10 protein-coding genes are annotated in these 13,165 nt (G+C 40.9%); 6 read left to right on the plus strand and 4 right to left on the minus strand.

The genetic code is table 11. The features are described 5' to 3' along the window. Positions 1–3: 3 nt before the first annotated feature. Entirely contained in the window at positions 4–1,221 is a 1,218-nt protein-coding gene (locus HNQ82_RS04230) for an RNA-guided endonuclease InsQ/TnpB family protein (RefSeq protein ID WP_183247439.1), read from the minus strand. A 239-nt stretch (positions 1,222–1,460) separates the two neighbouring features. On the opposite strand from HNQ82_RS04230, the gene HNQ82_RS04235 reads away from it, so the two are divergent. Further along, on the plus strand, positions 1,461–2,018 hold the full coding sequence (locus HNQ82_RS04235) for a hypothetical protein (RefSeq protein WP_032101278.1): 558 nt from the start codon (positions 1,461–1,463) through the stop codon (positions 2,016–2,018). A 23-nt stretch (positions 2,019–2,041) separates the two neighbouring features. Here the strand turns inward: HNQ82_RS04235 and HNQ82_RS04240 are convergent, their stop codons facing one another. Continuing rightward, on the minus strand, positions 2,042–4,108 hold the full coding sequence (locus HNQ82_RS04240; RefSeq protein WP_183247441.1) for an S-layer homology domain-containing protein: 2,067 nt from the start codon (positions 4,106–4,108) through the stop codon (positions 2,042–2,044). Positions 4,109–4,324: 216 nt separating this feature from the next. Here HNQ82_RS04240 and HNQ82_RS04245 point away from each other — a divergent pair, with 216 nt between their 5' ends. Continuing rightward, entirely contained in the window at positions 4,325–5,077 is a 753-nt protein-coding gene (locus HNQ82_RS04245; RefSeq protein WP_183247442.1) for a hypothetical protein, read from the plus strand. 19 nt (positions 5,078–5,096) lie between these two features. Here HNQ82_RS04245 and HNQ82_RS04250 read toward each other — a convergent pair whose 3' ends face one another. Next, on the minus strand, positions 5,097–6,206 hold the full coding sequence (locus HNQ82_RS04250; protein ID WP_183247445.1) for a YecA family protein: 1,110 nt from the start codon (positions 6,204–6,206) through the stop codon (positions 5,097–5,099). 126 nt (positions 6,207–6,332) lie between these two features. On the opposite strand from HNQ82_RS04250, the gene HNQ82_RS04255 reads away from it, so the two are divergent. Together HNQ82_RS04255 and HNQ82_RS04260 are read left to right on the plus strand one after the other, a co-directional pair. Then, the gene (locus HNQ82_RS04255) at positions 6,333–7,190 is read left to right on the plus strand and encodes a CvfB family protein (RefSeq protein WP_183247447.1); all 858 of its coding nucleotides are present in this window, start codon (positions 6,333–6,335) and stop codon (positions 7,188–7,190) included. Next, the gene (locus HNQ82_RS04260; protein WP_183247449.1) at positions 7,187–8,170 is read left to right on the plus strand and encodes a Gfo/Idh/MocA family protein; all 984 of its coding nucleotides are present in this window, start codon (positions 7,187–7,189) and stop codon (positions 8,168–8,170) included. The genes HNQ82_RS04255 and HNQ82_RS04260 overlap by 4 nt, the downstream gene beginning before the upstream one ends. An 8-nt stretch (positions 8,171–8,178) precedes the next feature. Here HNQ82_RS04260 and HNQ82_RS04265 read toward each other — a convergent pair whose 3' ends face one another. Then, a complete protein-coding gene (locus tag HNQ82_RS04265; RefSeq protein ID WP_183247451.1) occupies positions 8,179–8,598 on the minus strand; it encodes a VanZ family protein in 420 nt (139 codons plus the stop codon). Positions 8,599–8,737: 139 nt separating this feature from the next. On the opposite strand from HNQ82_RS04265, the gene HNQ82_RS04270 reads away from it, so the two are divergent. Together HNQ82_RS04270 and HNQ82_RS04275 are read left to right on the plus strand one after the other, a co-directional pair. Beyond that, a complete protein-coding gene (locus HNQ82_RS04270; protein ID WP_183247452.1) occupies positions 8,738–10,378 on the plus strand; it encodes an SWIM zinc finger family protein in 1,641 nt (546 codons plus the stop codon). Beyond that, positions 10,378–13,074, plus strand: coding sequence for a DEAD/DEAH box helicase (locus HNQ82_RS04275; RefSeq protein ID WP_183247785.1), 2,697 nt, complete (start codon positions 10,378–10,380; stop codon positions 13,072–13,074). Before HNQ82_RS04270 ends, HNQ82_RS04275 begins: the two co-directional genes overlap by 1 nt. Positions 13,075–13,165: the final 91 nt, after the last annotated feature.

Here is a 13,165-nt window from a genome sequence, read left to right on the forward strand (position 1 = left end):
AGATTACGCCACATGTACTCTGATTGGGTGTAACCCCACACCCTCTATCCCATTGGCAAATGCCTTTGGGAATACTTTTCTCATGATGTTGTACGCTCCATTCACATCTGCGTGGATGAGCGTTCCTTTTTCAGATTGAAACAGTCCACGCTTGATTCGTTTTCCTTTGTATTGCTTTTGCTTTTTGATTTCTTCCATGTCTAAAAAACTACACTTTGATGTATAGCTTTCTTCTGTCACGATGACACGAATGCCATGTTGTTCTCCTTTGTACTGCAACTGACGGAGAAACATTTGGTATGGAATGTGAACGAACGATTGGTTTGTTTGTTTTCCTAGACTAACTTCTCGTTTCCAATCTTTGTTCATCCCAACAACGATCGTGTTGCAGCCCAAAGACAACGCATATTTGATGACAAAGCGACTTGCTTGGTGCATAAAGTTTTCAACAATACGATTTCGTTTTTCTGTGATCCTGCTCATTCGCTTTGTCCAATCGAGTCCATTCATCTGTTTCGCCACTTTGCGATAGTGGCTCATTTGCTTGTTGCAGTATTGATTCACGGATTTTAGACCTTTACCATTGATAGCGATTGGCTGTTTGCCTACATTGTTGACAATGGTTGCAAAGTTATCTAATCCTAAATCAATACTTACATACCTGCCGTTATCCCGTTTTTGCGCTGGAACACTGATTTTATAAACGACTTCGATGACGATATGGTGGTGTTTGGGGATGAATCGGACTTGTTGTAACTTCCCTTTCATGTTTGTCTTTAAACGAAACCCTTGAAAACATGGAGGGAATGTCACAAACCCATCCTCTATTTTACACGATTGGTTTGTTAGCACAAGCACATATCGTCCATCTTTCCTTAAATATTTTGGCGGTTTCGGTCTGCCTGTATATTTTTCTTTACTTTTTGCCCAGTCTTTCATCGCTTGAAAAAACGATTTCCAGTTTTGATGAAGCATTCTTAACGTTTGTTGGGCACATTGAGCCAGTGGCATCGCCCGATAGTCTGCATCCATCCCTTTTGTTTTAAGCAACTTGTCTAGTTTGTTATAGGAGAGATAGGCGCCATGTTGAAAAAACGTTTGTCTTACTTGATAGTTGGCGAAGTTGTATAAATTCTTTGCGCGGAAGCAATATTCATCGAACATGTGATAATAAGGATGAGTAGGATAAATGATATGCCTTTCCACTCGACCAGCTTCCATCTTCGTCGCTCACCTCCTTTTCTTCAAGAACTTTTTTATCTTTGTGTTTTTCTTTCAGAATACATTTTCATTGAATAACAATACAATATTATTTTTATTAAAATTTTTAATTACGATTTATTGGATTTATTTCTTTCGTCCACCATATCACAATGAATATAACATTGACTATTTCTTCTTCGTCATAACATTGGTAAACTAATGGTATCATATACGCAAAAGAAAGGATTGTATTCGCGATGGAATGGACAAACGATACGGTCAATCGAGCTGTAATGGCGCTCGTTCAACAATTAACAAAAGATTGGACAAAAACAAAAGTACATTCGGAAATATTAGAAATTTTTATGAACATGCGCTTAGAAACGAAAACGGAGGAAGAATATGTTTCATTACTACTAACGAATGTCGCTTTTGCGACAGAGTCAAGCTTTGCGCTAAACAAAATATTTGAACTCATTTTACTGAATAAACAATTTCCACCTGCTGAAGCCGTGCAAGCATGGTTAACAGATGCGCATGAAAAAATTCAAGAACAATTGCCAACGTTGCGTGAGGTGTATCGCAAACATTTCGGTGACGAGGGAAATATAAAACGAAAGCTTGAACTAAGCTATTGCCCCGTATTGTTAAGCAATCGAATTAAAACAGATTTCATTTTCGCCTTCATTCACGAACAAAACCAGCCGATGATGAAAGACTTTTTTGACGCTGATCCAAAAGCGGTGCTAGAAGCGCTTCATCATATTAGCGGCTTTTTCTCTAGCATGATTTTAGAAGGCATCGAACTCATATAAAAAGGGAGCCAACAGCTCCCTTTTTATTGTACTTTATTCATTAATTTGGCAGATGTTAAAAATTCCGCTAACGCCTTTGCGATTTCTGCACGCGTCATGTAGCCACCTGGCACAAAACGATTATTCTCCCGTCCTGTGAAAATACCAGCTTGGTACATTTTTTCAACGCCATCTTTCGCCCATGCTTGAATTTGGGCAGCATCTTTAAAGTCTGTCACTTTTTTCGCTGTATTTAACTGTGTTTGATCATAATTCAAGAATGAAAGCTCTAGTGCTCTCTTGAACATGACTGCCGCTTCTGCACGAGTAACTGGTGCATTTGGTGCAAATAGACCGTTTCCTTTTCCTTGAACAATGCCATATTTCACTGCAGCAGCAAGCTCGCCATTTTCGTTAAACCATTCTGTTCCTTTCACATCTTTGAACCGTTTATCATATGATTCACTTGGCAAACCGAGGGCACGAACAAGTAAAACGGCAAATTGCGCACGTGTCATATTTTCTTTCGGCGCAAAAGTTTGTTCCGTTTTCCCTTTAATAATGTATTTCGATGCAAGTGCCTCAATATACGCTTCCGCCCATGTTTTTCCGCCATCTACATCCGCGAATGTTTTATTATTTTCAACAACGACATACGTGGAGTTTGTTAATGATTTTACCGTTGCTTGATCGCCGTTAAATACGGTTGGTACAGATACAAGTTTACCGTTTGCATCAACCCGTACCGCGACCGAACGATGTGGAATAAACACTTTCGAACCTTTTAATTCACGTTCCACATATTGTGTAAATCGTGTAATTACCTCGCTTTTTCCGTTCGCTGTAGCAACGATGTGAAACTCCACCGCATCCGATACCGCAGATATTCCTTGAGGTGGATTTACTTTTGTGATTTCAATTGCAATTTTAACGTTGTCTGTGCTTGAACCTAATTTTTGTGCAACTTCAGCAAGTTTCGCTTGAATTTCTACCACTGGCAACTTATATGACGCCCGATCTGTTTGAACATTCACTACTGCTTTTGTCTCTTTCGCAGCTACATCCGCAAATAACTTGGCCGGCACTTCTGCTTTCGCAACTTCATTCGCTCCAAGCGTACCAACGCCTAACGCGATTTCTTTATTTTGCGCTGAAACAAGATTAACAATATCCGCAATTTTCTCTACTTTCACTTCTGTTACTTTTTCTTTTTGACCTTTGTCGTTTGTTTGTTCCTTTGTCGTTACCGCATCTTGGCCAACGCTCACTTTACCATTCTCTGCCCCTGTAGTTGGTGGAAGTGTTACAACAGGACCACCGCCTGTGCTACCGCCACCACCACCTGTGCTGCCACCGCCACCTGATGAATAAGGGTTACCCGTCTTTACAATTGCCGCAATAAGTGTCGTTTTTAAACTCGTTTTCTCTTCTGATGTTAAAGAAAGCTTTTCATCTAATCGTGTTTTCATACTAAATAAATCGTCTAGCCCTGCGCCCATACCATTTCTTAAGTCAGCATCTAATGTCGCTAAACTCGGGTTCTTCGTTTCTACTTCGTTGCGGATCTTGCGGACAAAATTTTTGTATGCTTCTTCCGTCGGATTCGATGCTAAAGAAATAGCTTCATCTAAATGGCTCCAAACCGCTTTCTCGGCTTCTGTAAAAAATGTAATGAACTTATCGACAGTAACAGAAGAACCGAACACTACGTCAAACTCATCGCTATAATTTGTTTGAAATGAACGAATTTGACTTTCTAACGTCGTGCCATTTGCACTATACACAATGGCTGCTAAAGCTTTTGCAATTTCTACTGACTTCCCTGTACCTGCTTTTTGATCAATGTTTTGTTTCACTGTCGAACCAACGACATATTCCCAATCGCTATCACTTAATCCATTTAAAGCTGTTGCGGCCTTATTGTAAACTGCCACACCATCTGCGTCCAAATTGTTGTAAATTGTAACAAGTCTTGTGATTTTCTCACTTAGCTCATCTTGTGCTGCTTCAACGTGTGTGGCTTGTCCCCCGATCGCAACCGCTGGTGTGAAAGCAACCGCTGTGGCAATCATCGCACGTAACGCCTTTTGACTCCATGGATATTTTTTCATTCCATCACCTCATTTGAATTGAATATATGTAAATACAAAAAAATACAAATTCAAGTGTTCTCTCTTTTATTTCCATAAGTTCATAGTACTTCAATTCTATGACGATATCAAGATGCATTTCCATTTTTCACTTCATTTCATTCTCCTATGTTCATTCTCCATTAAAATCGTGTATCATAAACATAGTAGTGGAACAAGAGAAAGGAGATCATTCAAGTGAAAAAGTGGATCATTATCTCATTTAGCATCGTTGTTTTGCTTCTTGGAGGTGCAGGGGGCTATTATTATTTTCTTACAAATAAAAAAGTAGACTTGAAAAAAGAAGATGAAAAAGTAGCTGAAATTGTCGAAGAAGAGTACGAGATTTTATTGCCTGATGACAATGGATCTACTCAATCAGAGAACGCCCAACAAACACCTTCAACAAAACAAAGCGATACAAATCAAACGAGTAGCACTCAGACACAGCATAACAAAACAAACGAACCGTCGTCTTCACCCAATGAAAAAGCAACAAATCATCAAGGTGAAACGAATAAACAAAATAACACAACTGGACAAACTGTAAAAACTGAGCAAGACGGAACAAACACATCAAACGAGCCGGTCGAACAGATCACCGTTGCAAGCATTAAAGAAAAATATCGCCCGTCGTTTGAACATCTGCAACAGCAAGCTAATGCAAAAATTGATGCTCTTGTCGATCACGCGATTGGAGAGTATAAGGAAAGAAAAGCAAATGGACAGTCGGTATCATTTAATTACTTTTTCACCAAGTACAACACCGCAGCGCAAGAGCTTGAAGTGAAAACAGATGCAGCATTTAACATCATTTATAGCGCCCTAGAAAACGAACTAAAAAAGAATGGCTTTAGTCCAAGTCATGCAAAAGAATTTCGCGAAACATATGAACAACAAAAATCTGCACAAAGAAATACGTTGCTAAAAAAAGCGTTGAGTAAACTGTAAGGGGAGCCAACAGCTCCCCTTACCCCTCTTCATCACAGTCTTCGCATACTTCAAATATCGTATCCGCATCGTCCCAATCGTCGTCATCATCCCAGTCGTCAAACAGTTCGCTTAATCTTTCATCAATTCGCCCAGCAATGTCTTCAAATATATCGTAAAACATATCGATTCGTTTCGATAGTGCACTAACTGATATGCCGTATTGCTCAGCGAGTTGTTTTTGTGGAATCCATTCATGTAAAATCGCATCAGCCATAATGTAATGAAGTGCCGCCGCATACACTTCAGGTTTTCGAATCGTCGGATTGTTGAGCTGACAATATTCCACCCAAATGAGGCGAGCGGTATCTAAAATGGACAAATCTTTTTGTGGAAAGTTTTGTTCGAATAATGTAAACACTTGTTCTTGTGTTGGCGATAAACTTTCGACGTCAAACATCGTTAAACGTAATGATTTTTGAAACGTTTCTGGATACGTCTCAATCCATTGTTCATACTGTTCGTCGCATGCTTTCCAAACATCTTGTATGTATACGTACAACGGATGAGTTAAAACGACAGGGAGAGGGAAAAATGTCCCGAAGCAAGCGATATATTGACCATGTGGTACAAAAATTCCTGCCAACGCTTGTCCTTCTTCCAACTCGAACTCATCCGGCATATCAAGTAATTTCATATGTTTCGTTTCCCCAGTTAATAAATCTGTTACGACAACATACGAATCGCGCAATTCATCAATGCAAACAAACGTTGGGAACGCTTGACGCCACGACTGAATGATGCTATAGACGGTTGGACGAACAGCCTGTTTACGAATTGTGCGCAAATAATAATCGAAAATGGTCATTCCGTTTGTATCTTTTTTAAAAAACATGGCCCACATGCTAATGAAAAAGCGGAAAACAGATATTTCATCGTCATCCGTTTGTTCAACAATCATATGTTCTTGAACCGTTCGATATAAAAACGACTCATGTTCAAATGCTGCGTAACGAATGAAATCATGCATATGCTGGACAACATCTTGATCGACAAGTTCATGAATGGACACAACATTATTGCCGCAACATTGTTTATACTTTTTCCCACTTCCGCACGGACATAACGCATTTCGTGCTACTTTGCTCATCCTTTTCACCTCCATGCTTTTTCTTCCATTGTAACACGCCAAAATGAAAGAAGATACATCCTTTGTTTCTTTCATTTTTATCGTGTACAATGAAAAATAAACTACTGATAAAAAAGGAAGAGATACATGATTGGACAAATAGTTACATGGCAAGTGAAAGAACAAAAACCGTTCGGTTACATCGTCACAAATGGAAAAGAAAGCGCCTTGCTTCATGAAAGTCAATGCGAAAGTGAGTTACAAATCGGTGAAGAAGTGAGCGTATTTTTATATCACGATCATGAAGGGCGCATGCGAGCAACGATGAAACGACCACTGATTACGACATCGTCATACGGTTGGGTCGAAGTGGTTGATGTCGTTTCACAATTAGGCGTTTTCGTTCATATTGGCATTGAAAAAGATGTGCTATTATCGCTCGATGACTTACCGCCGCTTCCAACGCTTTGGCCGGAAAAAGGCGATCAATTGTACTGTTCGCTTCAAATAGATAAACGCGGGCGACTGCTTGCGAAACTTGCGGATGAGGAAACGATCAAACAAATAAGCGTTCCTGCCCCCGCTTCTGCGTTTAATACAAACGTGCGCGGTCGCATTTATCGTTTAATAAAAGCAGGATCGTTTCTCATTACAGACGTTGGCTATGTCGGATTTATTCACGAATCGCAAAGAAGACGTGAGCCGCGCCTTGGCGAACTTGTCGAAGGGCGCGTCATTGCTGTGAAAGAGGACGGAACGATTAACGTTTCGTTACTTCCGCGAAAGCAAGAAAGTTTACAAACAGATGCGGAAACCATTTTCCGTTATCTTGAAAGCCGAGGTGGCGCGATGCCGTATAGCGACAAAAGCGATCCCGAGGACATTCAAGCTCGTTTTCATATGAGCAAAGCCGCATTTAAACGAGCGCTTGGACGATTAATGAAAGAAAAGAAAGTGTACCAACAAGACGGTTGGACATATATAAAAGGGAGAGAACGTGAATGATTCGCTTTGCGACAATCGGAACAAATTGGATTACGGAGGCGTTTATTCGCGCCGCAAAACAAGTGTCTTTGTTTCATTTACAAGCTGTATATTCTCGTCAAGAAGAAACCGCAAACGCCTTTGCCGAGAAAACAGGCGCAACCGAAACGTTTACAAACTTACATGAGCTTGCAGCGAGCGAACATATCGATGCCGTATATATCGCAAGTCCAAACTGTTTTCATGCCGAACAAGCGATCATGCTTATGAATCACGGCAAACACGTCATATGTGAAAAACCGCTCGCTTCTAACATAAAAGAAGTGGAAGCGATGATGAAAGCGGCGCAACAAAACGGTGTGGTGTTAATGGAGGCGATGAAAACAACATGTTTACCAAACTTTCAAGCGATTCAACACCATCTTTCAAAAATCGGGCGCATTCGTCGCTACATCGCAAGCTATTGCCAATATTCTTCGCGCTACGATGCGTTTAAGCAAGGAACAATCACAAACGCCTTTAACCCTGCCTTTTCAAGTGGCGCATTGATGGACCTTGGCGTTTATTGCTTATATCCGCTCGTCGTCCTATTTGGCGAACCAAAAGCCATTCAAGCGCATAGCGTTCGCTTATCGTCTGGAGTAGATGGGGAAGGAAGCATCATGCTTGATTACGGAGATATGGATGCGGTTGTCACATATTCAAAAATTGCGAACTCGTATGCTCCTGCAGAAATTCAAGGAGAAGAAGGAACGATCATTATCGATGCGATTCATACACCAACGCGCGTACATATTCATTACCGTGACGGACGCATTGAAGATATTACCGTTCCGCAACCGTACGAGCCGATGTATTACGAAGCGCTCGAGTTTATGACGCTCATTGAAAGTGGCGAGAAACAATCAACGATCAATTCACACGCTCGTTCACTTGCAACAATGAAAATTATGGACGAAGCACGAAAACAAACGGGAATTGTATTTCCTGCGGACGAATAAGCGAGCGTTTATGCTCGCTTATTCGTCTTCCAAACAATCCATAACACAATGGTCGCCCCAATCATATCGATAATGACATCAGAAAATAACGCCGTTCGCTTTGGTTGAAACGACTGATGCCATTCATCGAACATGGCACAAAAAAGCGTCAATAACCAAGCAACACGGTATGAACCCGCCGCTTTCCACGCAAAAAACGCAAACGCTCCAAATACCGTCATATGCGCCCATTTCCGAACAATAAAATTCCATGAAAACAAACTATCGCTCACCGAACGGTTCGTTTCAATCCCAAAATAATTAAGCCCATATCGGATCCATTGTGCTGTTTGCTCTCCTGTAAATAACGGGGACTCAGTAAAATAGTAAATCAACCCACACCATACAACGACAAGTCCCCACCATATGACACGATTTGTTTTCATCATTTAAATCCTTTCTATATATGGAAATCTACACACCATTTTACTACTTTCGTCCCTTTTATACGACTGATTTGTTCTATTTGTAAACAAAAGGGTAACATGCTAAAATGAGAACAAATGAACGAAAAGGAGTAATTTGCATATGTTGCAGACGATGCTATCGTCCGAAGTGATGACAAAAGCGGCTGAACGCTTGATGAAGCTGTTGCCTTACAAAAAACATAGCGACATCATTAAACGAGCATGGCAATTGTACCGTACTGGGCATGTGTATAACGTGACAATTGAGGACAATGTGCTAAAAGGGAAAGTAACAGATAAGGGACATACATATGAGCCATCTTTTCGGTTAAAGCAGGCGGCAGGATCATCATGCACTTGCACAGCCGTCGGTCTATGTCCGCACAATGTTGCGTTATTTTTATATGCATACAATCAAATTGATGCAGTTGGGAATTTAATTAGAACATGGAAAGAGCCAGCGAAAAAACAAAATGAAAAACAAAAAGACATACAAGTGAAACAACAAACCGTTCATCAACAGAAGCCAAACGAGAAAGATGGGAGCAACACGTCAAACAACGAAAATATCATTGACACATGGTGGCAATCGTTTGAAGAGAAATATCGTCGCATCCCGCTATACAATGTAACAGAAGAAGAACATATGCGTAGGCTCGTTCAATCATTCTTCCCAACTTTTGAGCGACCGAGGTCAAAAGCACCGTTTTTAGATCATTTATATTATGTCCATGCCGCCTTGTTTACCTTTATTAAACTAGTTCACATTCCGCAACAATCATGGGGCTACTTCGCTATCATGCAAGAGCGACATGTAGAACAATTTTCTTCAACCGTACAACAAGCGCTCACAAATTTAGCAAAAAAGCCGCGTACAAAAATGCATGAACAGCTTTTATACGCTACCATTCCATACGTAAGAAACGTATTGTTAGGCAAATTAACTTACTTTAGCCACATATTAGATGTATATGAAATGATGTGGACAACCGTATTGACCGACGAAACATATCGCCAAGAAGAATGTAAGTGGGCGATTGAACAGTTAAATAAAAAGGAAACCGTAGAAGAAAAAATACCATTTATCAGCGCAGCTTCTTATGTATCGTTTTTGCTTGAAAATGATCATCGTGCATATCAGCTCATTGAACCGTTTCCATACTTAGCAACGGAACATATCGTCCGTTTCATGCATATGTCATTTGCAAAAAAACAAATTCAACGTGGAGTAGAGTGGTTTCATCGGCTCGAACAAAATGTGGAAACATACTTATATTCGCTTCGTATAACCGACCGTGAGTGGTTTGTTCAGCATGTATTATCTGCCTATGTCCAATATCGTATCGCTACAAAAAACGAACAAACCGAAAGATATGAACAGCTTCTTCAAAGGTTGCTTCCGTATAGTTTTTATACGTACATTGACTACTTGTTCGACGAGCAAAAATGGAAAAAACTTATTGAATTATATATGCTCGAAAAAACAAACGTCGATATGATTCATCCGTTCCATTTAAAAGCAGTCGAACAAGCAGATCGTTCGCTCGTTCTTCCTTTGTATCACCAAACAATTATGCATTATATTGAACAAAAAAATCGCAACGCATACGAACAAGCAATGAAACATTTACGAAAACTGCGCGCCCATTACCGAGCATTAAAACAAATGCCTCGCTGGGAAGCATATATTACAACATTAGCTGAACAAACGAAACGATTACGTGCCTTTCAAGATTTATTACGGAAAGGGAAATTCATATGATGCAACTTGAACTAAAAAGTCGTTGGCTCGATGAACAAAAACAGTTTTTTATTTATAGTGACGATGAACATCCAAATGATTGGAAAGAGCTCGTCTTTTGTTGGCATGAAGAAACGTTTTACGGGACATTTGCGACAGTCGATACAATCGGAAACCATATTGGCATCCTTCTTTCTCCTTGGGAGGCAGTAACGTTTTTTGCTTACCCATCATCCAATACATTCATTCATATCATATGGGACGAACAAAGTAAACAATTTCAAGCATGGGCAAAACAAATCATAGCAGACATTGAACAAAAACAATTCATGCCTGATTTTGATGCTTGGAAAAAAGGACGGTTCGGATGGAAAGGAACGACAGAAGATAAGCATCCGTTTATTTCCGTCTGGCGTTCTGAGGCGATCGACGACTGGATTCAATCAGACGTAGAACTCAAACAAACGTGGCAACAAATCGCTGAAACGTATCCCGTTGTTACAAGCGACGTTACTTCAGTTATGGACGAGCACGATTGGTTAACGGAAATCGGTTGGGATAAAAACCGCCCACCGTTTATCGTCGCCATTCGCTTAAATGAACCAGATGAAGATGGGGGAGCATGGTCGCTTGAAACGGTTCTCATCGACACAACAACAAACGACATCACCGTTTATCCGCATATGCCAAAAGCTTGGGAGGCATACGTTAGCCATATCGAACGAGCACAACAACGATGGCAAACGATCGTCCCATGGCTGAGCGAAAACGGCGCGTTGCGCACACAATTAAATGAGGACGACGCATGGCGCTTTTTAGTGGAAGCGACAATAGAACTAACCGAAGCAGGTGTGCGCGTCATTGTTCCGGAATGGTGGGAGGTCGTCAAACAAACAAAACTTCGGGTGAAAGCACGTGTGAAATCATCTGCAACATCTGTATTCGGACTTGATGCGCTCGTCGATTTCGATTGGCGTATCGCTACAAACGGAGTCGAACTAACGGAACAGCAATTTGTGGAGCTTGTTGAACAAAAACGTCGTCTTGTCCGCATTCGCGACCAATGGGTGCAACTCGATCCAGCCGTCATTCAACACGTGCAAAAACTAATGAAACAAGCCAAACAAGAAGGTTTATCGATTCGGGACGTACTCATGCAAACACTTGCCGAGAAAACAAACGAATCACATGAAGACGACGAACAAATTGACATTGAACTAAACCGTTCATTTACGTCGCTTGTGAAAAAAATGAAAAACATCGACCATATTCCATCGGTCATTGTTCCAACAACGTTTCAAGGCACGTTGCGCCCATATCAGCAACGAGGCGTCGATTGGCTCATCTTTTTACGCCAACTCGGCTTTGGCGGCTGTCTAGCAGACGATATGGGGCTTGGAAAAACGGTACAAATGCTTGCGTATTTCGCATATGTGAAAGAAAACGAGAAACGAAACGAACCTGCCCTGCTCATTTGTCCAACAAGCGTCATCGGCAACTGGCAAAAAGAATGTCAACAGTTCGTTCCGTCGCTACGTGTTTACGTTCATCACGGACAAGCGCGGGCAAAAGAAGAAGCGTTTTTTGCCGCTGTAAACGAAGCCGATGTCGTCATTACATCATACAGCTTAGCACATTTAGATTTCGACGACCTCTCAAGTATCGCTTGGGATGTCATTTGTTTAGATGAAGCGCAAAACATTAAAAATGCCCAAACGAAACAGGCGCGCGCCATTCGTAAACTAAAAGGACGTCATAAAATTGCGCTCACCGGAACGCCAATTGAAAACCGACTAAATGAACTTTGGAGCATTTTTCACTTTTTAAACCCGGGCTATTTAGGTTCGCAAACAGAGTTTCAACGCCGCTTCGGAACGCCAATTGAGAAAAACGGAGACGCACAAGCAACCGAAAAACTCCAAAAATTGATTCGCCCGTTTTTACTGCGCCGAACGAAAACAGATGAACGCATTGCGCTCGATTTACCGGATAAACTCGAACAAAAAGAATATTGCCCGCTTACCGTCGAGCAAGCATCATTATATGAACAAATTGTACAACAGTCACTTGAAAAGCTTGAACAAGTGGACGGATTGGCGCGTCGTGGCATCATTTTACAAATGTTAAATAGTTTAAAACAACTATGCAACCATCCTGCCCTTTATTTAAAAGAAAAACAGCCAAAACAAATTGTTGAACGATCGCATAAAGTCGAAAAGTTGCTTGAACTTGTCGAACAAATTCGTGAAAATGGAGAAAGCTGTTTAATTTTTACACAATACATCCAAATGGGCGAAATGATGCAACATCTTCTTTCTACACATTTGAAAGAAAACGTCGTCTTTTTAAACGGAAGCACACCGAAACAAACGCGTGATGACATGATTGAACAATTTCAAAATGGTCAGTTTCATATATTCATTTTATCGCTCAAAGCAGGTGGAACAGGGCTCAATTTAACAGCCGCCAACCATGTCATTCATTTCGACCGTTGGTGGAACCCGGCCGTTGAAAACCAAGCGACAGACCGGGCGTATCGCATCGGGCAAACAAAATTCGTCCACGTGCATAAACTCATTACAACTGGCACGATTGAAGAAAAAATTGATGATATGCTTGAGAAAAAACAAGCGCTCAATGAGCAGCTCATTCAAAGCGAAACGTGGATTACCGAACTGTCGAACGAACAATTGCGCGAACTATTTACCCTTTCATGAGGTGACACATGGCGAAGAAAAAAGGAACGAAGCAACAAACATTATGGGAAAAACTACTTGAGCAAATGATGAAAAAGCTAGAACAACGAAA

The organism is Anoxybacillus tengchongensis (genome assembly GCF_014201585.1).
GTDB lineage: Bacteria > Bacillota > Bacilli > Bacillales > Anoxybacillaceae > Anoxybacillus > Anoxybacillus tengchongensis.